This window comes from Hymenobacter sp. BT491 (assembly GCF_014349165.1).
GTDB lineage: Bacteria > Bacteroidota > Bacteroidia > Cytophagales > Hymenobacteraceae > Hymenobacter > Hymenobacter jejuensis.
Map to the genome: position 1 here is coordinate 331,785 of NZ_JACSJJ010000002.1, position 21,192 is coordinate 352,976.

Genomic DNA, 21,192 nt, shown 5'->3' on the forward strand with positions numbered 1-21,192 from the left:
AATATTACACCGACAGAATCTCCACCATGCGCATAAAGCTCTGGTTTAGCAGCTTTTTCTTGTGGATGGTGTCGGAGAAGGGCGTGTACACCAGCTTGCGGTCCACGATGCCGGCCATCACGTTGCGCATGCCGTTCATGAGGCCTTCTACGGCCGCAATGCCGATCTGAGATCCCAATAGGCGGTCGGAGGCAGTAGGGGAGCCACCGCGCTGGATGTGGCCGATGATGGTCGTGCGGGTGTCAAGCTCCGGAATGGCTTCCTTCACGCGCTGCGCCACTTTATGCACGTTGCCTTCTTCCTCGCCCTCGGCTACGATGACGATAAACGAGGTTTTGGAGCGTTTCCAGCCGTTCTGAAGCGTTTCGATCACGGCCTCCGTCGACATTTGGGTTTCCGGCACCATCACAATCTCGGCGCCGCCGCCAATGGCACACGGAATGGCAATGTAGCCCGAGTCGCGGCCCATCACTTCAATAAAGAAGCAGCGGTCGTGCGAGTCGGCTGTATCCCGGATTTTATCAATGGCTTCCAGCGCCGTATTCACGGCCGTATCGTAGCCAATGGTGTAGTCGGTGCCAAACAGGTCGTTGTCGATGGTGCCGGGCGCGCCCACCGTCGGGATGCCAAATTCCTGCTCAAACAGCATGGCTCCCGTGAAGGTGCCGTTGCCGCCGATGGCCACCAGTCCATCAATGCCGTTGTTGACGAGCTGGTCGAAAGCCTGCTGACGGCCTTCTTTGGTCATGAACTTTTGGCTGCGGGCCGATTTGAGAATGGTGCCGCCTTTCTGCACCGTATTGGATACGGCTGCCGAGTCGAGCTTCACAAATTCGCCCTTGATCATGCCGCTGTAGCCGCGCATGATGCCGTATACTTCAATGCCGTGATACACAGCCGTCCGCACGACGGCTCGAATGCAGGCGTTCATACCGGGCGAGTCGCCGCCGCTGGTGAAAACTGCAATGCGTTTCATCATAATCTTGGTAAGCAAATGCTGCCCGAATTGGGCGGCGCAAAGGTGGCAAATCCGTTTTGAAAGTAAAGCCTCTGCCCACGATAAAGGCAAAATACGGGAAACGCAACGGCTATTTTTTTGCGAATTGCGTATGCGGAGCTATAGGATCAAATCTGCGTTTCGGCTAACTTACCCACCCTGCTGCGCTCATTTTGCCCTTTCGGGCAGGAATCCCACCCCGTAGTCCATTCCGCTTACTTAAGCAACGCCCCGTATGTTTGGTTTTTTTGAAAATGAGCAGACCAAAAAAGTCAAAAGCCATCTGATGAACTTGGCGGCACTTGCCAAGGCCGACGGCCACATCGATGAACGTGAAATGAGCTTCATTGTGGCGGTAGGTAAGAAAAATGGCATGCGAGCCGATGAGGTACGGAGCATCGTGGCGAACACGGGCGGGACGAAAATGCTGATTCCCGAGAACGATTCCGAGCGCTTCGATCAGATCTTTGACTTGGTAGACATGATGCTGGCCGACGGTGTCGTGGACGACCACGAGATGGATTTTTGCATCAACATGGCCGAAAAACTGGGCTTTCGCAAAGCCATTGTGGGCGTGCTGGTGCGCAAAATTTCAATGGGCGTGAAAGACGGCCTGCCCCGCGAACAGATCAAGGAGGACTCACAGGCTTTCCTGAACTACAACGATAGCCACTTATAGGCGCAGCCTATTAACTGCTTGATAAGCAAATACCTATAAAGCCATCTCGTTCGATGCCATGAAAGGCATTGAACGAGATGGCTTTATTTTGCGCCCGCCACGTAGTCGATGGCGCGCAACAAGGCGGCGCACGCTTCGACGATTTCGGCTTCGGTGATGATTAGGGGCGGAGCCAGGCGTAACGAATTGTCGCAGAACAAGAACCAGTCCGTCAGGATGCCTTCGTGCTCCAAGGCCCGGTCGATAATGGGTTTGAGCACTTCAAACGAGTCGAACTCCACGGCCATCAATAAGCCGCAGCCGCGCACGTCCCGAATGGCCGGATGCTGCAACAACTGTCGAAACAAAGCCGCTTTTTCCGCCACGCCCGCCAGCAAGTTTTCTTCCTGAATGGTGCGCAACGTGGCCAAAGACGCCGCGCACGACACCGGATGGCCCCCAAACGTGGTGCAGTGCCCCAGAATCGGGTTGGTCTTGAAGCCGGCCATAATTTCCTGCGAAGAAATAAAAGCGCCGATGGGCATGCCGCCGCCCATTCCCTTGGCGCACAGCAAGATATCGGGCGCGATGCCAAACTGCTCGAAGGCCCAGAATGTGCCCGTGCGCCCAAAGCCACACTGGATTTCGTCCAGAATCAGCAAGGTGCCGGTTTCGTTGCAGCGTTGACGCACCGCCTGAAGGTAGTTGTGGAGCGGCACGCGCACGCCCGCTTCGCCCTGCACCGTTTCGATGATGACGGCCGCCGTGCGCTCAGTAATGTGCTGAAGGTCAGAGAAGTCGTTGTATTCGATGTGGCGAACATCGGGTAGTAACGGCCGGTAGCTGTTCTTGAAGCCCTCGGAACCCGTTACCGACAGCGCGCCGTGCGTGGAGCCGTGGTACGCCCGGTGGCAGGAAATAAATTCGGTGCGTCCCGTGTGGCGTTTGGCCAGCTTGAGGGCGCCTTCTACGGCTTCAGCGCCGGAATTGGTGAAGTACACCGCGTCGAGGTGCGCGGGCAGGGTTTGGTGTAGGGCATAAGCCAGTTCGGCGGGCGGAGCCTGCACGAGTTCGCCGTACACCATCAGGTGCAGGTATTTATCTAATTGATCCTTAATGGCTTGGATAACTCGCGGGTGACGATGCCCCACGTTGCTGACGCCAATGCCCGAGATCAAATCGAGGTAGCGCCGCCCGTCGAAACCGTACATGTACACGCCTTCCGCCCGCTCGATTTCCAACAACAGCGGAAAATCGGAGGTTTGGGCTTGGTGGCGCAGAAAGAGTTGGCGAGGTGTAGGCATGGTAAGCAGGTAACAGATTGGGGCCGACAAAGGTACGGCCGCGACTGCCAAGTTAGCGAACCCACATCATGCGAACGCCATTCAACAAAAAAGGCTGCCGAAGCAGCCTTTTTTGTAATTATTTGATTTGCAATTAGTTGGAGGCTTCGCCGGCCGGTCCGGGTGCACCCCGTCGCCCGTCGAGGCGCCGAAGCAGTACTTTGGTAAATTCGCGTTCGGCGGCATACAGCTTCCCGACCTGCTGCATCGACAGCACTTTCTGCACTTTGTTGAAGTAGTCTTTTTCAAGGTCTACTTCATTTTGGCGCAGGGCAAGACCCTGGGTGAGGTTGTCACGGATTTGCTTGTCGGAAAGGCCGTCGGTCGGGGTGGAGCGGAGCTGGCGCATGCGGCGGTTTAGGTCGCGGCGCTTGTCCGTAAACTCATTGTACACAGGCCAAAACCGTTGGGCCTGCTCCTGCGAAAGCGAAAGCTTGTCGGTGAGGTAGGCGATTTTGGCGTTTTCAAGCTGATTAAGCCGTTCTTGCCGCGATTGCTGCGCATGCACCTGCCCCATAAGGGCCAGGCCCAGCAGCACTCCCAGCAACCGGCGAAGTAGAGTATTCATAGGGCGTGCAATAAGTGACTGATTGATAATGCGTTACAAATAGTTGCTCTCGTCGAGCGGTTGCGCATCGAGGGCGGCCTGTACTTCGTCGGGGGAAGCACTGAGGTAGCCATCGGCGACGTCGCCGGCATTCAACGACGTAAACTCGGCCAAGTCCGTCAGGCTTAAGCGGTCGTCGTTGGAAAGCAAATATTGCTCGACCTGGGCGCGGGGCACCGCAGCCAGAGAAGCATCGGGTGAGGTAGACGAAGTAGGCGGTTGGCTCACGAAGAACGTGACGGCAAACCCAATCAGCAGTACCAGCGAAGCCAGCGCCGTGCGCAGAGGCATCGGGAGCGTGGTTAGCCAGCCCCAGGCGCCTGCCGACCGCCGCGCGGGGCCGGGTTGCACGCGTTGCATCACCTGCATGGGCAGCCGATCAAAATACCCGTCTGGGGGCGGTGCCAGCGGCTGCGGCCGGCGAATGTGATCGTCCAGACGAAATTCCTGTTTCATAGTTCTTTGACCTCCTGCGAGGCACAAGGTTTAAGAATGTTGGGTAACGTACTGTTCTATTTTCTTGACGGCGTGGTGGTAAGACGCTTTTAGCGCGCCCACCGAGGTGCCGGTAATTTCGGCCATTTGCTCGTACGGTATCTCGTCGTAGTAGCGCATATTGAAAACGAGGCGCTGCTTATCGGGAAGGCGCAAAATGGCTTTTTGCAGCTTTTGCTCTATCTCGTCGCCGGCCAGCGCGGGGTCGGCTTCTACTTTGGCCGCCAATTCAGTGGTGATGTCGTTGAGCGGCAGAAAGAATTTGCGCCGCTTCGACGACAGGAAATTCAGGCACTCGTTGGTAGCGATGCGGTAAATCCAGGTGTACAAAGAAGCATCCTGGCGGAAGTTGCCCAGGTGGTTCCACACTTTCACAAAAACATCCTGGGTTAGGTCGTCGGCATCGTCGTGGTCGATCACCATTTTGCGCACGTGCCAGTACACCTTCTGCTGATACTTGCGCACCAGCTGGTTGAAGGCCACATTGCGGGCGGCAGGGTCGGCGAACTTGACGAGGATTTCCTGGTCTTCCAAGCAGGAGATAGGGTTAGGGGCGGCGGGTAAGTACCGGGTTGGATGCGGGCGAGAGGGGAAGGTTTAATTAAGTAGAAATGCAAAAAGGTATTTATATAAAATTCAATTGGTTACCCTGTTTTTAGAACTCCATTGCGAAGATTCCTGCGCATAGCTTACGTGACCCGCATCAACAGCAAGTACGAACTATTCCGATATTCGTGCATGCGTTTCAGCCGTTTCTTGCTTCCCTTTTCGCTCATCACTGTTCTGGCTTCCTGCACCGGCAGCCTGCAAGATGAGCGTTCGCAGCCCAACTCCAACGTAATGCCTGCGGAAACCAATCGCCCGCGGGTGGCTACCAAGCCCGGTGCACCGCCTACTGCCCTGGATACTACGAATTTCTCGCCCCAGTTTCTGCAAGAGTTGAAGCAGCTCATGGACCGCGAGAAGTATTCGGTGCGGGGCCAATGGCTAATCATCGGAGAGCACGATTCAGTGGCGTTTCCGGCGGAACTGCCTAAGCGCCAGTCGGTAGTGTACGCAGCCTCAGCCGGCGACCGTACCTACAAACTGACGGTTACGCGCCGCAATTTTACCACGCTGCGCTACGCCGCCGAGGTGACGGAGCGCGGCAAGCGCATTTCCTATACCACTGGCACGGCCGACCTAAAGCCCAGTTTCTATGTGGCGGCCGAAGTGCCCATCGATACCAAGACGCAAACGGCCTACGGCGCTTCCGAATACGTGAGCAGTGCTAAGTCGCTGTCGTTGCTCATTGGTACCGGCCCCGATGCCGATAAGGCCGAAGTGTATACCGCCAACGCCAAAGGTCAAACGCTGCCCGCCTGGCGCGACGCCCCAACCTTGCGCCGACAATAGGTTGTATTTTTTAAAACACAAGTAATTGATCATCAATTACTTGTGTTTTGGTCCTTGGCCAACTCTAGCGTACTCAAACGCGGCGATTTTGCGCACCGCATGATAGGTGTCGAGGCCGGAAATGCAGACGTCCTCGACGCCGTTTAAGTCCAAGGAGCCATCTTCGGCGATCAGGTCTTCCGGCAGGTACAGCGACTGCACCGTACCGATCAGCAGGCTGGTGCCGTTGGCTTTGATGGGCACTTCTTCCAGCAGCTTCAGGCCCATTTTGATGCGGCTTTCCCGCACGTAGGGCGCACCGAATCCATCCAAAAACTCGGCTCCGAACCCGCAGGTATCGAACTCCGATTCTTCGCGCGGAAACTTGGCCGATGTGTAATGCGCCTCGCCCACGAAGCCGGCGTGCACGTGGTTGATGGTGTAGCAGCCCGTGGCCAGAATGTTGTCGTAAGTGTGGCGCTCGACGGTGGTAGGGCGCAGGATGAAACCAATCAGGGCGGGGTTGGAGCCCATGTGCACCACCGAGCTGATAATAGCCAGATTCGTAGCGCCTTCCGCCGAGGCCGTCCCGACGAGGTTGGCCGGTTTGTAACCCGTCACGGAGTTGATTAGGTTAAGGCGAAAGACCTTTTCCATGCCCCGGATGTCTTCGTCGGTGATGCGCTTCATACAGCAGAGAGTTGGTGCGTGTTGGCCCAAACAACCCGCCACCGGGCCATAGGTTTCGGTTGGGTGGCGCAAAAGCTTATCGCGCGATCAGCGCGTCGTAGAGTAGGCGACGCCCACCGTGATGTTGGTGTTGTCGGGGAATTTGCCCTCGATCACACGGCTTTCGTGGGTGTAGTTGTAGCTGAAGTTGACCGAAAACTTGTGTGGCAGCTTGAGCGCCAATGTGGTAAGGTTGCTGAAGCGGTAGTCGCCAAAATCCACCACGGATGGCTGGTAGAACGTAACCGAGCTAAGCGTCAGAAAGGACTGAGAATAAGCCACTTTCAGGCGGGCCGAGTTGCGGGTGGTAAGGCGGGCGGTGCCGTTGAGAAAGTTGGTTTTCTCGCGTATGATGAGGTTGCTCACCGATACTTCCCGGCCCAGCGTATCGGAATAAAAGGCCCAGCCCGGCCCCGCGCCCAGCTGCACGCGGCTGGTGATGCCGCGCAGGTTGCTGCGCTCGAAGCCGCCAATGGCGTAGGCTCGAAATCGGCCTTTGTAGTAGTAAGGCGTGGCATTGAGCAGCAACTCCCGTTCTTTCAGCAACTGGTCCTGCTTGCCGTAAATAAAGCTGCCCGTTAGCGGCAATCCGTAATGCTGCCCGCGTGTAAACGTAACAGCCTGTGTAGTAGATAATAACGTGCGGCTCACGCCGCCCCGGCTGTACGCGCCCGTCAGCTGGCCGGTATACACGATAAGGGTAGTGTCGCGCTGTTGCTGGTTTTGGGCTTTTGCGGAAGAAGTGAGAAATACGGCTAGGAAGCAGGAGAGCAGAAGATACAAAAGGCGCATAGGCAATGAGGACGAAGGCCTCGAAGTGAATGCAAGTATACGGTCTGATTTCCTTCGAAAGGACCACCTGAGGCATATATAAATAGTGAGATATAGCTACTTTTAGCCATTCACTTCCTGTGCTATTCAGCTATGAGCAACATGATTCAGTTCGTCGCCAACCACGACGATTTATCCACTGACCGAGGGTTTCAGTTTAAGTTTTACTGCGACAAGTGTCATAACGGGCATATGTCGCAGTTCCAGCCGAATGCCATTGGCATCGCTGGGGAGCTGATGCGAGCTGCCGGGAGCTTCTTTGGTGGCAGCTTCTCCGATGCGGGGAGCGCCGCCTACCACGTGCAGCGTGCCGTTGGCGGAAAAGCGCACGACGCCGCGTTGGAAAAGGCGGTGCAGGAAGGCAAGCAGTACTTTAAGCAGTGTACCCGTTGCGGGCATTGGGTGTGCCCCGATGTGTGCTGGAACCACCAAGCGGGCCTGTGCGAATCCTGTGCCCCCGACGAGCACGAGGAATTATCGGCTCAGCAGGCCCAGGCTACCAGTGAGCAAATCCACACCAAAACGCGCCAGCAAGATTATACCAAGGACTTGGATTTCCTGAGCCGGGGCGGGTTGGTACAATGCAGCAACTGCCAAAGCAAGCTCAGCCCCGGTCAAAAATTCTGTCCGCAATGTGGGACGCCCAGTGCCACTCAGGCTAAAGACAAGTTCTGCGTCGATTGCGGCACTACTTTAAAGGCTGATCAGCGGTTTTGCGCCGAATGCGGCGCTAAGCAATAGATACTAATACACGACCGCCTTGGCGCTTATACTAACCTAACAGCCGCCGTGATACTTAACAAAAAGAAGCCGCCCCGATTGCTTAGCAGAAATCGGAGCGGCTTCTTTTCATTAGGCTTACAACCTACTTCCGGCGGCTCATTACCTTCTCGACGGCGGCCACAATCGCGGCTTCGTTGAGCTTGTATTTCTCCATCAATTGGTCGGGGGTGCCGGACTCGCCAAAGCTGTCGTTGACGCCGACCATTTCCAGCGGCAACGGCTCTTCGCGGGCTAGTAGCTGCGCAATGCTGTCGCCGAGGCCGCCGTTGAACTGATGTTCCTCGGCCGACACTATACACCGCGTTTTGCGCACCGATTGCAAAATGGCTTCGCTGTCTAAAGGCTTGATAGTGTGGATATTAATGATTTCGGCGTTGATGCCTTTTTCCGCCAGGATTTTACCGGCCAAGATGGCTTTCCACACTAAGTGGCCCGTCGCGAAAATGCTCACGTCGGTGCCTTCGTTCAGCAGCACGGCCTTGCCAATTTTAAACTCCTGATCGGCGGGCGTAAAGTTGGGCACTACTGGCCGGCCAAAACGCAGGTACACAGGGCCTTCGTGCTCGGCAATGGCGATGGTAGCGGCCTTGGTTTGGTTGAAGTCGCAGGGGTTGATGACGGTCATGTGCGGAAGCATTTTCATCATCCCGAGGTCTTCCAGAATCTGGTGCGTGGCACCGTCTTCGCCCAGCGTCACGCCGGCGTGCGAAGCGCAGATCTTTACGTTTTTGCCCGAATACGCAATGCTCTGCCGGATTTGGTCGTAGACGCGGCCGGTGCTGAAGTTGGCAAACGTGCCCGTAAACGGGATTTTGCCGCCAATGGTCATGCCCGCGGCGAGGCCCATCATGTTGGCTTCGGCAATGCCTACTTGGAAGAAACGCTCTGGAAAGTCGTTTTTGAAAGCATCCATTTTGAGCGAGCCAGTAAGGTCGGCGCAGAGCGCTACCACATTGGGGTTCTTCTTGCCTAATTCGTGCAAGCCAGCACCAAAGCCCGAGCGGGTATCTTTTGATTCAGAGTAGGGGAATTCTTTCATGTAGGAAGGTTGGAATATGATTTTCAGTAAGATGCACTATGCTTAGCTGGGGCAGAAAAATCAAACTGTTCGCGCCAACGGAGAGCAGAGGGCAATGTTAAAGAGGAGAATTCAAGGTGGATAACGCGCCGGTTGAGCGGCGCGGTGCTACGGTTAGACGTGTGAAGAAGCAGTGGTTTCATTAGCATTACGCCACCGCACTTCACTGGGCATAGGACTGCCTCTGGTGTTAATGTCGGCAAGCTTTCGCTCCGGATAACGCCGCAGTTGTGCGAGCTAGGTACTACTCTCAACGCCCCGTTGCTAGCATCGCAGTCGTCGAGGTGAATGCGCACTGTGACAATATCTTCCACAAGATCTCACGAGTTGGTTGCACGGCCACGTCGCCTTGCTTATTGGTCCAAGGACCGAAACCAGGTATTTCCTGGCGACGATCGACACTAATCATCAGGTCTTGATGCCAAGCAACAAGCCAGTTTGATTTAGCGGGCTTGTCAAAGTAAGTTGCCTTGACAAGTTGTGGTGTACTGTTGAAAAGCGAGTATAGTAATTGACGAAGCTTTACAGTCCAGAGTAATGGCGCTAAGTCTGGGATCTCATGCAGCAGATTACGAATCGCAAACAAATCCTGGCTTCGTCGAAAATTGGGAGTTGTAGTCGGAGCGCTTTCGATTGTGTTTACTAAGGCTAATACTTCTTCTGAGCTATACAGATCAGGTAATATGGCATAGCCATCGCGTTTAAACGATTCTTTATATGCCTGATTATTAATGTTTTGTGGCATTACTTATTAAACAGGTTAACCGAAGTTGTTTGGCCGCTGCGGATGGTGAAGCTCCGCACATCGGTAAACTTGCTGCCCGTAGCCGTGGCCGTGCGGAACACGATTCGGTAGGGGCCGGGCTGCATCGGCAGGTTGATTTTGCTGCTGCCACCGTCGGGGAGGTTGTACACCCACGTTTGCGAATCGTCTTGGTTGAGCTTATAAATGCTGCCGTAGCCTTTCAGATCGGTGATGATGTTGAGCGTGCCGGGTGCATCGTAGGTCACGGCCGTTTCCTGGCCCTGCTTCACCGTGATGCGGCGCATGATGCGGGGCAGCGTGAGCAACTCCACTTCATAGTTACCGGCCAAAAGTTTCTGTTTGGCGCCAAACGACAGCGCCACCACCGTCGCCGGATTGCCCGCTTGCCGCACCACGGCGCGCATCGTGCCGTAGGGGTTAGGCGTCAGGTTTGGCGGTTGCAGCCACAGCGTACCTTGCGGCGTTTTGTAGCTGAACACGTTGGCTTTGCCCGGCCGAATCGCCAAGTTCTCCTGCCGCACTGGCGGTACCGTGTTGATAATCAGGTCATAACTCTGTAAGGCGTCGATGTCAACTACATCCGGCGTGCCTTTGGCGTCGCGGAAATGGACGTAGTTGTACTCCGGCTGATCGGTCACGTTGTTGACGAAGGTCATGTTGACATTCGACTCCACTGGGCGGCCGTTTTCGTCGGTGAGGTTGATGCTGACCGTGGTTTTGGCCAGCGTCTGGGCCACTACATCGTTGAGGATGGTGCGGAAAGTTTTCACATCGGCCGCGTTGTAGTAGCGCCCCAGGCATTCGAGCTGCTTGCCAAACTCCCGTTCCGCCCCAATCCCGATCACAAACGGCTTTAAAAAAATGCGCTTGCGCTGCAACGCCAAGGAAGTAGCGCACGGGTCGCCTTTGCACGATTCGAGGCCGTCGGTAATGAGAATCAAGACGTTGCGGGCGGTTTTGTCAGTTGGAAAATCGTTAGCGGCCTGTTGCAGCGAGTACGTGATCGGCGTGTTGCCGCGCGGCTCAATCTGCTTCAGCTTGTCTTTTATTGCCTTGGCATTTTTGACCGAAAAAGGCACTTCCAAGCGCGAATCCTCGCAGTTGTTTTCTTCTTTCGGGTACAAATGGCCGTACACCCGCAGACCCAACTCCAAGTTGGGGTAGGCGTTGAGCGAATCGGCCATTTTGACCAACAAGCCTTTGGCTACGTCCATCCGCGGCCGGCCTTCCCAAGGCGCTAACATGCTTCCTGAGGCATCCAGCAGAAACAGAATGCGCGTCACGCGGGGCTTTTCAGGCGGTGCGTTTTGAGCGCGTGCCGGCGCACCAAGCGCCCACCAGAAGCTCAGCAACAGGCTCCACCGAACAACAACCCCTGAACCGCGCATACTTTTATCGTAGCCTAAAGCCGAAGGAATTTACACCAAATACAAACGCTTGAGTATCAATATATTGTATTGTTACTCAAGTAAATATCTCATTATCAAATCGTTAGTAATCGCTGGCTTCTTCCACCAGCAATTGTTGCAGTGCCTTTTCCAGTTGCTCGTCGTTTGGGGCTACGCCGTGCCATTTGTGCGACCCCATCATGAAATCGACGCCGAAACCCATCTGCGTGTCCATCAGAATCATCGTGGGCTGGCCTTGGCCGACATAGCTGCGGGCTTCTTCCAAGGTCGGGAGCAAGGTTTCAAACTGGTTGCCGTCGGTTTCGAGCACGCGCCAGCCGAAGGCTTCAAACTTGGCGCGCAAGTCGCCGAGGCCCCCGATTTTGTCGGTCGGGCCGTCGATTTGCTGGCCGTTGCGGTCGACGATGGCAATGAGGTTATCGACTTTGTGGTGCGGGGCATACAGGGCCGCTTCCCACACCTGTCCTTCTTCCAACTCGCCGTCGCCCATGAGCACGTACACAAGGCGGTCGTCGTTGTTGAGTTTTTTTGCCTGCGCCGCGCCCGTTGCCACACTCAAGCCCTGGCCCAGCGAGCCCGAGGCAATGCGAATGCCCGGCAAGCCTTCTTCCGTAGCTGGGTGGCCCTGCACCCGCGAGTTGAGCTTGCGGAACGTAGCCAGCTCGCTCACCGGGAAGTAGCCCGAACGCGCCAGCACCGAATACAGGGTAGCCGAAATGTGCCCATTGGACAGGAAAAACAGATCTTCGCCCACGCCGTCCATCGAGAACTCGGAGTTATGCTTCATGATGCGGAAGTACAGCGCCACTAGCAAATCGGTGCAGCCCAACGAGCCGCCGGGGTGGCCAGAATTAACGGCGTGCACCATGCGCACAATGTCGCGCCGCACCTGCGCCGCCAGCTGTTTCAGCTCGGCCACGGAGCGCTCCGGCTGCCTATATTGGATTTCGGGTTGTACGTCGGGAGTGGTAGGGGCTTCCTGCATTGGGTTAGGTTGAGAAGGGTAGATGGGCAAAGTTAGTATTCTTGCTGAAGCCAACACAATCGATTGTGTAAAAGATTATTGCTTTTGAACGGTGGCAAAGGTAGAAATGAGTCCGACCCGATGCAGCCCAAGCCACATCGAGCAATAAACTCCCATAACGCAATAATCCCTTCATCATCAATTATGTATTTTATTGATAATGAAGGGATTACGAGAAGCTGCCTTGCAACGTGCTTATACGAGCTGGGCCGTATGCTCTTTCGTATCGACTTTGGTAATAACTTTTTCGATAACGCCCTGCTCATCAATGAGAAAGGTGGTGCGCACGGTGCCCATATAGGTGCGGCCGTACATCGATTTTTCCTGCCACACCCCGTAGTCCTGCACGATTTTCTGATCGGTATCGGCCAGCAGCGGGAAGGGCAGGTCGTATTTCAGCGCAAACTTCTTGTGCGATTTCTCATCGTCGACGCTCACCCCGATTACCTGCACGTTTTTGGCCGTGAGCTCTTCCTGGTGGTCACGCAGGTTGCAGGCTTGAGCCGTGCAGCCGGGCGTATCGTCTTTGGGGTAGAAATAAAGCGCCACTTTTTTGCCACGGAAGTCGCTGAGACGTACGAGGTTACCATCTTGGTCGTGGGCTTCGATAGCGGGAGCAGGATCGCCGGCTTGCAGGGACATGGCTAGAGCGTTAGGGGTTGGTGATGAGGGGTTGCGCTGTAAAAATGAGGTTTTCTACCGGAAAGCCCAACGAGCGGGCAATGCCCACCAGGTGATCGCGGGTAGGCCGGGGCAACTGCGGCGTCCGGCTCAAAAGCCATAAGTTTTTGCGGCCCGGTTCGCCTACCAAGGCGTAGCGATAATCCAGCGGGTCCAAATCCAAGATCCAATAGTCGCCCTCGAAAGGCCAGAAAAAGCTGACTTTCAACTTGGCGTTGGTTTCAGGATCAACCACGCGGGCCACGCCTTTCACCGATTCTACGGGGCCATTTACGCCGTCTTGGTGGCATGTATTAACAACGTCAACTTTGCCGTCGGAGCGCAGGTGGTAGTGGGCTGTGACGTGCTGGCAGCCTTTTTCGAAGCGCGTAGGCAGGCGGGCTATCTCATACCACAGGCCCGAATAGCGCTTCAGATCGACGTAGCGGGATACGGGAAGGGAGGCCCGCTGGCGGGCACGGTTGTAGAGCCAGGTTGAAGTGGCTACGGCTGCCGTGGCAGCGGCAGCAAGCAGAATAGGGCGGCGGGTTTTCATGGGTAGGAGGGATGGTAAACGAAAAGCCGTGGAAACTGCTTACCTACTGGCAAAACAGCCCCCACAGCTTTTACGCAGATTTAAAAGCTAGATCCGAAAAGCGAGCACTTTCTCGTTGCCGGCTTGGTCGGTGAGGTGAAGCTCGGCCTCGCCCGTCAGGGGTACCGTATGGTCTTGGCTATCGGTGAAGAGCGTCGCCGTTTTGTATTCGTAACGCAGCAAGCGCCACTTGCCGTTCACGAGCAGCCGGTAACTCGACAACCCAGACAGGTTGTCGCCCACCTGGAAGCTGAGGCCAGCCGGCGATTTGCGGGTGAGCTTTACCGTGGGCGGAATGGTGTCGGCCAGAATCCGAAACGAGCCAAACAGCTTGATCGGCACCGTAATCTCGTTGCCGTTCCACTTGCCACCCTGGTAGAGGCGCCCGCCGCTGGCATTGATCATGTACACGGCCGAGCGCTCTTTATCTACCACCTCTTGCTCGGGCTTCAGGGTCATGCGCAGCGGCTGCGCCAGCGGCGTGCGCTGATTCTGCACCGTCCAGAGGCCGTCTTTGTAAGAAGTTTGAAGGTAGAGCGTATCAAACAGCGTCTGCGGGCCGAAGCTCAGGTTGAGATGGGCATTCGAAAAGGAAAAATCCTCGCCGGCCGGAATAATGGCCTGCCGGTCGAAGCGGCGCGTGGTGCGGCCAAATTGCATGGAATCGGGCAAGCCGGCGCGCAGGTCGAACAGATACGTATTCTGGCCTTGCACCGTGTAGCTGGGCTTCAGCGCCAAGCGTTTGGCCCCGCGGTACAGCATTACGTTGGCGCTCTGGCTGGCCGTGTCGGGGTCAGCGGCAATGATTTTCAGGATGTTGCGCGTGATGTCGTAGCGCAGCACTGGCCGCTGCACGGTTGCGCTACCCGTTTTGTAATACGCAGGTTTTTGTCCGCGCAGCACAAAGCTCAGGGGTGTTGAGTTGCCGTAGGAGTCCAGCATGTGCACTTCCACGTTGTAAACCTGGCCGTCTTCAACGCGCAGCTTGCCCCGGTTGGGCCCCGTCGTGTACATCGACAGCGTGTTGCCATCGTCGACAAACAGCTTTTCCAGCAGCCGGCCGTTGGTGAAGCGCCACTCGTAATCGGTGTGCTGGTTGATCATGCGCGACCCATCCGGAAATGGTACATCATCCACGACGTGCGTGTACAGGGGCTCGCCGTTTACGCGCACTTCCACCCGCTGAAACCCATACTTGTTCCAGACCACATCGAAGCGGTCGAAGCCCTGGAGCAGCAGGCCCACCGTGCCGTACGCCGAAATGGTATCGGGCCAAGCGAAAGCGGTGCCGGGCGCCGGCTGCACTTTGGGCACGAATACCGCCTTGTCAAATCGGTTCTGAACGCGGGCTTCAATCGTAAGTGGCTCTACAGCAAAGGCTTGCAAAGTAGGCGGCACATGATCCTGAATTTCGGTAAAACCGCCCCACTGCAACGGATTCAGCTGGTGGTCATCGGCATCGCGAACTTCCCAGTGCAGGTGCGGGCCGCCTGAGCCGCCCGTATTGCCCGAGAGGGCCACCACGTCGCCGCGCTTCACCGGAAACTGATCTTTGTCGAAAAACAGCTCCAGCTCGTAGGTTTCCTTTTCGTATTGGCGCTTGCGCAGTTCCTCCGCCACGGGTCCCATAAAGCGGTTGAGGTGGCCATACACGGTCGTCAGGCCGTTGGGGTGGGTGATGTAGAGTACGTTGCCGTAGCCAAACGACGACTGCTTCAGGCGCGAAATGTAGCCATCGGCAGCCGCGTGCACGGGCAAGTCCACGCGGCCATCGGTCTTGATGTCGAGGCCGCCGTGGAAGTGGTTCGGGCGCAGTTCGCCCATGGCGCCAGCCAGGTAATTGGGCTTGCCGGGCTTAATGGGGAACATAAAAAAGCCCTGCTCCACGATCGGATGCGGTCGCGGGCCTTTCAGTTCGGCTTGGGCTGCGCCGGGCTTGGCGGGTGCGTGTACTTCGCCGCGGTAGGGGGCTGGGCGCAAACCGGTGGTCGTGAGCAACAGGGCTGCCATTGCGGGCCGCCACGCTGCTTTGCCACCGGAAAACGAAAACCGCCGAACGCTGTCTAGTACCTTATTTAACAGCAACATCCAACAGCTTCTCGTCCTCGATGTAACCCGTCAATTGATCGCCGATTTGCACCGGGCCTACGCCGCTGGGCGTGCCCGTGAAAATCAGATCGCCCATTTTCAGGGTGATAAACCGCGAAATGTAGCTGATCTGAGCCGCGAAATTGTGCAGCATCATGCCCGAGTTGCCCCGCTGGCGCACTTCGCCATTTACTTCCAGGCGGAAGTTAATATTCTGTAAATCAGCGAATTCTGAAACCGGCTTAAAGGTGTTGGAAAGCGGCGCCGAGCCGTCGAAGCCTTTGGCCAAGTCCCAGGGCAAGCCCTTGCTTTTGGCTTTGCTTTGCAGGTCGCGGGCAGTAAAGTCGATGCCCAATCCGATGGCGTCGAAGTAGGTGTGCGCAAACTTCTCCTCGATGTTTTTGCCGTTTTTGCTCACGCGCAGCACCAGCTCAATTTCGTGGTGAATGTCTTTGGAAAAATCGGGGTAAAAGAATGGCATGCCACGTTGCAGCAGCGCCGTATCGGGCTTGGTAAAGATGACGGGCTCGTCGGGAACTTCGTTTTTGAGTTCGGCAATGTGTTCGGCGTAGTTGCGGCCGATGCAAAGTATTTTCATGGAGAGCTAAAGACTTGGAAGCTTGGGATTTGGGGTGCAATGGCCGAAAAAGGCGTCGGAAGTTCAACGGTAAAACCTGCCATTAAAGTACCTACGCGCTTGGGTTGTAGAGCCCCAAGTCCCAAAAATAAGGCTTAATTCGCGGCCACCAACCGCAAAGCGCCGTGTACGCCGCTAACCTTGCCTCGGTTGGCCGGTAGCGCTCCAAACATTTTACCCGGTGCCTGACGTATAGCAATCGCTGTCCGAAACAGAACCGTTTGGCCTTAAAAATGCCTGTGCATTGGGCAGTTCGACCTCATTCTCCTAAATCCACCTCGACCATGTTAAAAAAACTTGTCCTTGCCGGCTGCCTGTTAGCGGCCTCGGGCTGCACCACCGTTCCGATTACAGGCCGGCGGCAATTGAGCTTAGTATCTGATTCTGAAATGATTACGATGGCTGAGCAACAATACGCCGAAGTGCTCAAAACCAGTAAGTTGTCTACTAATTCTTCCCAGACGGCCATGGTCCGGAGGGTGGGGCAGCGCATTCAGCAGGCGGTGGAAACGTATTTCCGCCAGCAAAATGCGCAAGACCAACTCGCTGGCTATCAGTGGGAATTCAACCTGATTGAAGACAAGCAGGAGAACGCCTGGTGTATGCCGGGCGGCAAAGTAGCCGTGTACACCGGCATTCTGCCCATCACGCAGGATGAACAAGGGCTGGCCGTGGTACTGGGCCACGAAATCGCGCACGCCGTGGCCAAGCACAGCACCGAGCGCATGAGCCAGCAAATGGCCGCTCAAGGCTTGACGTCTGTGGCTTCGGTAGCCGTTGGGCAAACGCCTTCGACCTCGCAAAACCTGTTTCTGCAAGTAGTAGGGGCTGGTTCGCAGTTGGGTTTGCTGAAATACGGTCGCAACCAGGAAAGCGAAGCCGACCACTTGGGCCTCATCTTTATGGCGATGGCTGGCTACAACCCCGACGGGGCCGTGTCGTTCTGGCAGCGCATGGATTCGCGGGAAAACCAAGCCTCGCCACCCGAGTTTCTATCTACTCACCCCTCCAACGGCACCCGCATCGCGGACATTCAGCGCGAATTGCCCGAAGCTCGTAAGTACTACAAGCCCCGCTAACGGCGCGGGCCTCTTCTCATTCCAATGATACGATCTATTCGTCCTTTTGCGCGCGTGGGGTTGTTGGCCTTCCTCTGGTTGGCAACCCTCACGGCCTGCGAAACTACCAAGCGGAGCTTCCCGGAGGTTAACGCGCCTGATGACCCCAATGCCACGTCGCGCCACCAGCTCGAAGCCACCAGCAAGCAGATTGCGCAGGCCAACGACAGCGACGGCAAAGTGAAGTTTATCGTGCCGCGCGAACAGCTGTCGCTGGCCTTCATCCGGCAGTTCAACGACGGCACAGTCATCGACAAAACGGTAATTCGCAAAGTGCAGGAGGGCAAAGAGGCACCAGTCTATTACTTGGTTGGCATGGGCCTGCGCGACGGCATGTTCCGCGCCATGGCCATTCCGCTGCAAACTTCCACCGACAACAGCCTGTACTTGGCCTCCAATGCTGCCCGGTACATCATCACGGGCGTGGGCTGCACGTTCTGCTTTTTCAACTTCGAGAAAAACCAGATTGTGGGCACTACCTGCGAAGAAAACACCGGCGGCAGCAGCTGCGACCTGCGCGTAGTTGACAACAACAACTTGTTTCAGCGTCGATGAACCGCAAATGGCTTTTGCGCCTCTCGCTTACGGCCTTGGCGCTGCTCGTAACTACGGACCGCCGGCGCAAAACGCCACCGCCGCCTGCACCGCCTGCCGAAGATGAGAAACCAAAAAAAGCCCGCTGAATAGCGGGCTTTTTTTGGCAGTATAGGGGCGCGTTGCAAGCCCCTTCTATACTCATTTCGTTACTTCGGCAGCCAGCTGGGCCAGATCCAACCCGTCGAATGTGCCCGACGACATCATCAGCAGGTTGGCGTTGTGCCAGTTTTGCTCTTGCAAAAAAGCAGCCAAAGCCTTACTGTCAGTAAATACTTGCAAATCAGGACGTTCGAAAGCGGCAGCTACCTGCTCGGGTGCCAGCGGCGGCAGCCGCTTGTGCTCCAGTACGTGCGGGTTGAAATACACCACGGCCACGTCGGGCGCGTCGAACGTGTGTGCATACTGGGGCAAAAAGGCCGGGTTGAGGCTGCTGAACGTATGCAACTCCAGGCAAGCCACCAGCTTGCGCTGTGGGTACTGCTGTTTGAAGGCCGTGGCCGTAGCTTTTAGCTTAGAAGGTGCATGCGCGAAGTCCTTGTATACCAAGGAGTTGTCGCCAGCGCGCACTAGCTCCAGGCGGCGGGCCGCACCTTTGAACGTGGTAATGGCTTCGTAAAAGTCTCTCCCCTTAATACCCAACTGCTTGCAGACTTCCTTGGCCGCCGAGATGTTGCGCAGGTTGTGCTCGCCAAATACCTGCACGGGCACTTCCTCGTCCTTTTTCGTCAGCAGGAACGTCTTGCCGTTGCGGATGATGTGCTCGTGCGGTCCGTAGCCAATGTACTCCACGTCGGGGTTGGTGGGCACGGTTACGAGTTGCACCTGCTCGTCGTCTTGGTCGTAGATGAGGGCACCGGCCTTGGGTGTCATATCCGCGAAAATCTTGAACTGCTCGCGGTAGTCGTCTTCGGTCGGGAAGACGTTGATGTGGTCCCAGCTGATGCCCGAAATGACGCCGATGTGGTGCTGGTACAAGTGAAACTTAGGCCGCCGGTCGATGGGCGACGACAGGTATTCGTCGCCTTCGATGATGATGATGGGCGCGTCTTCGGTGAGCTTCACCATCAGGTCGAAGCCTTCCAGCTGCGCCCCTACGGCGTAGTCAAATTCGCGCTTGTGATGGCGCAACACATGCAGAATCAGCGAGGTAATGCTGGTTTTGCCGTGCGAGCCCCCAATCACGATGCGCTGCTTATCCTTCGATGCTTCGTAGATGAATTCGGGAAACGAGTACACCCGCAGGCCCAGCTCCTGCGCCCGCAGCAACTCCGGATTATCGGCGCGGGCGTGCATGCCTACAATTACGGCATCGAGGTCGGCGGTTACGTTGCTGGGGTCCCAGCCTTCCTGGGCCGGTAGCAGGCCAGCGGCGGCGAGGCGGCCGCGGGCGGGCTCAAATATCTCGTCGTCGGAACCCGTTACTTCGGCGCCGCGGCGGTGCAGGGCCAAAGCCAGGTTGTGCATTATACTCCCCCCGACGGCGATCAGGTGGAGGCGTTGGAGGGAAACGGGCGTGGAGGCCATTCAGGAGCGATAAACTGGTCGGTAGGGCAAAAGCCGGGCGGCAAAGGTACTAAACGACCAGCGTTGCACCGGCAGCCAAACCAGCCGGACGAATCGCGTGTTGAAAACAAGATACCGAAAAGAAAGGGTTTTCACACTCCGCAATTGTCCTGTTAAGCCAGTAGCTTTGTGCCCCTTTTGCGTTAGATTTGCTAAGTACACGATGAATGACCGGATGGATGACCGCCTAAAACTTTCTGCCTCGCGAGCCAAAGCCGCCTGGAACAGCCGTACCCCGTCTGTTTCGGTTGGTGGCCAGGCGGGCAAGCTGCCGCCACAGGCGCTGGAGTTGGAAGCCGCTGTGCTGGGTGCGCTCATGCTTGAGAAAGACGCCCTCACCACCGTTATCGACATCCTCAAGCCCCCGAGCTTCTACAAAGACGGTCACCAACGCATTTTCAAGGCGATCCTGAACCTGTTTGATAAATCAGAACCAATTGATATTCTGACGGTTACGCAGGAACTTCGGGAAATGGGTGAGTTGGAGTCGGCGGGTGGGCCCCACTACGTCGCCAACCTGACCTTCAAGGTGAACTCGGCGGCCAACATCGAGTACCACGCCCGTATCATCACCGAAAATGCCATCAAGCGCGAGCTAATCCGCATTGCCAGCGACATTCAGCGCGACGCGTTCGAGGATACCACCGACGTATTCAATCTGCTCGACAGTACGGAGCAGTCGCTGTTTGAAGTTTCCGAATCGAACATTCGCAAGAACTTCGACGACATGCGCTCGTTGATGGGCAAAGCCATCAAGGAACTTGAAGAAAAGAAAAACCAAAAGGACGGCCTTACCGGTGTGCCTTCCGGCTTCTCGGCTTTGGACCGCGTAACCAGCGGTTGGCAACCTTCTGACTTAGTGATCATTGCGGCTCGCCCCGGTATGGGTAAAACGGCGTTCGTGGTTTCGGCCATGCGCAATGCCGCCGTTGACTTCAAGAAGCCGGTTGCCATTTTCTCGTTGGAAATGTCGTCCATTCAGTTGGTCAACCGTCTGATTTCGGCGGAAGCGGAGCTGGATTCGGAGAAAATCAAGAAGGGCAACCTCGCCGATTACGAGTGGGCGCAGCTCAACCACAAAATATCGTCGCTGTCGGCCGCGCCCATCTTTATCGACGACACGCCCGCGCTCAGCATTCGGGAGCTACGCACCAAGTGCCGCCGCCTGAAGGCCCACCACGACATCCAGATGATCATTATTGACTATCTGCAATTGATGACGGGCAACACCGATGGCGGTAAAGGTGCCGGCAACCGCGAACAGGAAATTGCCTCGATTTCGCGGGCTCTCAAAGGCATTGCCAAAGAGCTGAACGTGCCCGTGCTGGCCTTGTCGCAGCTCTCGCGCTCGGTGGAAACCCGCGGCGGCGACAAGAAGCCGCAGCTTAGTGACCTTCGCGAATCGGGCTCTATCGAGCAGGACGCCGACATGGTAGTGTTCTTGTATCGCCCTGAATACTACAAGATTACGGAGGACGAAATGGGTAACCCGACCCAAGGTACCGGCGAAGTAATCATTGCCAAGCACCGGAACGGCTCGCTGGAAACGGTGCAGTTGAAGTTTATCGGTCGCTTTACCAAATTTGCCGACCTCGACGGCGGCGGTTTCCCCGGCGACGACGGCTTTAACCCTAGCGCCTTCCCCGCCAGCACCTTCGACGACGAGACGGGCTTCACGCCGGGTACCATCCGGTTGGGCAGCAAAATCAACGATTCGCCCAGCCCGATGCCCTTCCCGAAAAGCAACTTCGGCAACGACGATCCGCCCTTTTAAAAAGATGATTTTATATAATTAATAAAAAGCGTCAGGTAGAAATACTTGACGCTTTTTTAATTGCTT

24 protein-coding genes are annotated in these 21,192 nt (G+C 56.2%); 7 read left to right on the forward strand and 17 right to left on the reverse strand.

Annotated elements, in window-relative coordinates; all coding sequences use genetic code 11:
• Window positions 1-4: 4 nt before the first annotated feature.
• A complete protein-coding gene (gene pfkA / locus H9I52_RS07255) occupies window positions 5-976 on the reverse strand; it encodes a 6-phosphofructokinase (protein ID WP_139517861.1) in 972 nt (323 codons plus the stop codon).
• A gap of 256 nt (window positions 977-1,232) precedes the next feature.
• Here pfkA and H9I52_RS07260 point away from each other — a divergent pair, with 256 nt between their 5' ends.
• Window positions 1,233-1,676 carry a TerB family tellurite resistance protein gene (locus H9I52_RS07260; RefSeq protein WP_139516673.1) on the forward strand — a complete coding sequence of 148 codons (444 nt, stop codon included), beginning with the start codon at window positions 1,233-1,235 and terminating at the stop codon, window positions 1,674-1,676.
• An 83-nt stretch (window positions 1,677-1,759) separates the two neighbouring features.
• Here the strand turns inward: H9I52_RS07260 and H9I52_RS07265 are convergent, their stop codons facing one another.
• The 4 genes from H9I52_RS07265 to H9I52_RS07280 all read right to left on the reverse strand — a co-directional run bounded on the left by H9I52_RS07265 (window position 1,760) and on the right by H9I52_RS07280 (window position 4,634).
• On the reverse strand, window positions 1,760-2,959 hold the full coding sequence (locus H9I52_RS07265; RefSeq protein WP_187453320.1) for an aspartate aminotransferase family protein: 1,200 nt from the start codon (window positions 2,957-2,959) through the stop codon (window positions 1,760-1,762).
• Window positions 2,960-3,092: 133 nt separating this feature from the next.
• Window positions 3,093-3,566, reverse strand: coding sequence for a hypothetical protein (locus H9I52_RS07270; protein WP_187453321.1), 474 nt, complete (start codon window positions 3,564-3,566; stop codon window positions 3,093-3,095).
• 33 nt (window positions 3,567-3,599) lie between these two features.
• Window positions 3,600-4,061 (reverse strand): hypothetical protein, encoded by a 462-nt coding sequence (locus H9I52_RS07275; protein WP_187453322.1) that lies wholly within the window; start codon window positions 4,059-4,061, stop codon window positions 3,600-3,602.
• A 30-nt stretch (window positions 4,062-4,091) separates the two neighbouring features.
• Window positions 4,092-4,634 (reverse strand): RNA polymerase sigma factor, encoded by a 543-nt coding sequence (locus tag H9I52_RS07280; RefSeq protein WP_139516677.1) that lies wholly within the window; start codon window positions 4,632-4,634, stop codon window positions 4,092-4,094.
• 204 nt (window positions 4,635-4,838) lie between these two features.
• Here H9I52_RS07280 and H9I52_RS07285 point away from each other — a divergent pair, with 204 nt between their 5' ends.
• Entirely contained in the window at window positions 4,839-5,495 is a 657-nt protein-coding gene (locus H9I52_RS07285) for a hypothetical protein (RefSeq protein ID WP_187453323.1), read from the forward strand.
• A gap of 36 nt (window positions 5,496-5,531) precedes the next feature.
• Here H9I52_RS07285 and H9I52_RS07290 read toward each other — a convergent pair whose 3' ends face one another.
• Together H9I52_RS07290 and H9I52_RS07295 are read right to left on the reverse strand one after the other, a co-directional pair.
• Window positions 5,532-6,164, reverse strand: a complete 633-nt coding sequence (locus H9I52_RS07290; protein WP_187453324.1) for a flavin reductase family protein — start codon at window positions 6,162-6,164, stop codon at window positions 5,532-5,534.
• 87 nt (window positions 6,165-6,251) lie between these two features.
• Complete coding sequence (locus H9I52_RS07295) at window positions 6,252-6,995, reverse strand: DUF481 domain-containing protein (RefSeq protein WP_187453325.1); 744 nt, start codon at window positions 6,993-6,995, stop codon at window positions 6,252-6,254.
• A gap of 141 nt (window positions 6,996-7,136) precedes the next feature.
• Between H9I52_RS07295 and H9I52_RS07300 the strand changes: the two genes are divergently transcribed.
• Window positions 7,137-7,775: a zinc ribbon domain-containing protein gene (locus H9I52_RS07300; RefSeq protein ID WP_165699426.1), complete on the forward strand. Its 639-nt coding sequence runs from the start codon at window positions 7,137-7,139 to the stop codon at window positions 7,773-7,775.
• A gap of 124 nt (window positions 7,776-7,899) precedes the next feature.
• Here the strand turns inward: H9I52_RS07300 and H9I52_RS07305 are convergent, their stop codons facing one another.
• The 9 genes from H9I52_RS07305 to H9I52_RS07345 form a co-directional block, all read right to left on the reverse strand.
• Entirely contained in the window at window positions 7,900-8,856 is a 957-nt protein-coding gene (locus tag H9I52_RS07305) for a transketolase family protein (RefSeq protein ID WP_187453326.1), read from the reverse strand.
• Between the two features lie 23 nt (window positions 8,857-8,879).
• Window positions 8,880-9,209, reverse strand: a complete 330-nt coding sequence (locus H9I52_RS23295) for a phytanoyl-CoA dioxygenase family protein (RefSeq protein ID WP_187453327.1) — start codon at window positions 9,207-9,209, stop codon at window positions 8,880-8,882.
• Window positions 9,146-9,640 (reverse strand): hypothetical protein, encoded by a 495-nt coding sequence (locus H9I52_RS07315; protein WP_187454018.1) that lies wholly within the window; start codon window positions 9,638-9,640, stop codon window positions 9,146-9,148. Before H9I52_RS07315 ends, H9I52_RS23295 begins: the two co-directional genes overlap by 64 nt.
• Complete coding sequence (locus H9I52_RS07320) at window positions 9,640-11,049, reverse strand: vWA domain-containing protein (protein ID WP_187453328.1); 1,410 nt, start codon at window positions 11,047-11,049, stop codon at window positions 9,640-9,642. The genes H9I52_RS07315 and H9I52_RS07320 overlap by 1 nt, the downstream gene beginning before the upstream one ends.
• Window positions 11,050-11,152: 103 nt before the next feature.
• On the reverse strand, window positions 11,153-12,055 hold the full coding sequence (locus tag H9I52_RS07325; RefSeq protein ID WP_187453329.1) for a transketolase: 903 nt from the start codon (window positions 12,053-12,055) through the stop codon (window positions 11,153-11,155).
• A gap of 234 nt (window positions 12,056-12,289) precedes the next feature.
• Window positions 12,290-12,736 carry a thioredoxin-dependent thiol peroxidase gene (bcp, locus tag H9I52_RS07330; RefSeq protein ID WP_187453330.1) on the reverse strand — a complete coding sequence of 149 codons (447 nt, stop codon included), beginning with the start codon at window positions 12,734-12,736 and terminating at the stop codon, window positions 12,290-12,292.
• 10 nt (window positions 12,737-12,746) lie between these two features.
• Window positions 12,747-13,310, reverse strand: a complete 564-nt coding sequence (locus H9I52_RS07335) for a lipocalin family protein (protein WP_187453331.1) — start codon at window positions 13,308-13,310, stop codon at window positions 12,747-12,749.
• Between the two features lie 87 nt (window positions 13,311-13,397).
• A complete protein-coding gene (locus H9I52_RS07340; RefSeq protein WP_187453332.1) occupies window positions 13,398-15,359 on the reverse strand; it encodes a M23 family metallopeptidase in 1,962 nt (653 codons plus the stop codon).
• 61 nt (window positions 15,360-15,420) lie between these two features.
• Window positions 15,421-16,035: a fumarylacetoacetate hydrolase family protein gene (locus tag H9I52_RS07345; protein WP_187453333.1), complete on the reverse strand. Its 615-nt coding sequence runs from the start codon at window positions 16,033-16,035 to the stop codon at window positions 15,421-15,423.
• Window positions 16,036-16,358: 323 nt separating this feature from the next.
• Between H9I52_RS07345 and H9I52_RS07350 the strand changes: the two genes are divergently transcribed.
• From H9I52_RS07350 to H9I52_RS23000, 3 genes are read left to right on the forward strand one after another with little or no spacing between them, the layout of a single operon-like run.
• Complete coding sequence (locus H9I52_RS07350; protein WP_187453334.1) at window positions 16,359-17,153, forward strand: M48 family metallopeptidase; 795 nt, start codon at window positions 16,359-16,361, stop codon at window positions 17,151-17,153.
• Between the two features lie 24 nt (window positions 17,154-17,177).
• The gene (locus tag H9I52_RS07355; protein WP_187453335.1) at window positions 17,178-17,747 is read left to right on the forward strand and encodes a hypothetical protein; all 570 of its coding nucleotides are present in this window, start codon (window positions 17,178-17,180) and stop codon (window positions 17,745-17,747) included.
• On the forward strand, window positions 17,744-17,875 hold the full coding sequence (locus tag H9I52_RS23000) for a hypothetical protein (RefSeq protein ID WP_262385985.1): 132 nt from the start codon (window positions 17,744-17,746) through the stop codon (window positions 17,873-17,875). Before H9I52_RS07355 ends, H9I52_RS23000 begins: the two co-directional genes overlap by 4 nt.
• Before the next feature lie 52 nt (window positions 17,876-17,927).
• On the opposite strand, the gene murC is transcribed toward H9I52_RS23000, so the two are convergent.
• On the reverse strand, window positions 17,928-19,313 hold the full coding sequence (gene murC / locus H9I52_RS07360; RefSeq protein WP_187453336.1) for a UDP-N-acetylmuramate--L-alanine ligase: 1,386 nt from the start codon (window positions 19,311-19,313) through the stop codon (window positions 17,928-17,930).
• A 202-nt stretch (window positions 19,314-19,515) separates the two neighbouring features.
• Between murC and dnaB the strand changes: the two genes are divergently transcribed.
• Window positions 19,516-21,126: a replicative DNA helicase gene (gene dnaB, locus H9I52_RS07365; RefSeq protein WP_230471153.1), complete on the forward strand. Its 1,611-nt coding sequence runs from the start codon at window positions 19,516-19,518 to the stop codon at window positions 21,124-21,126.
• Window positions 21,127-21,192 lie beyond the last annotated feature (66 nt).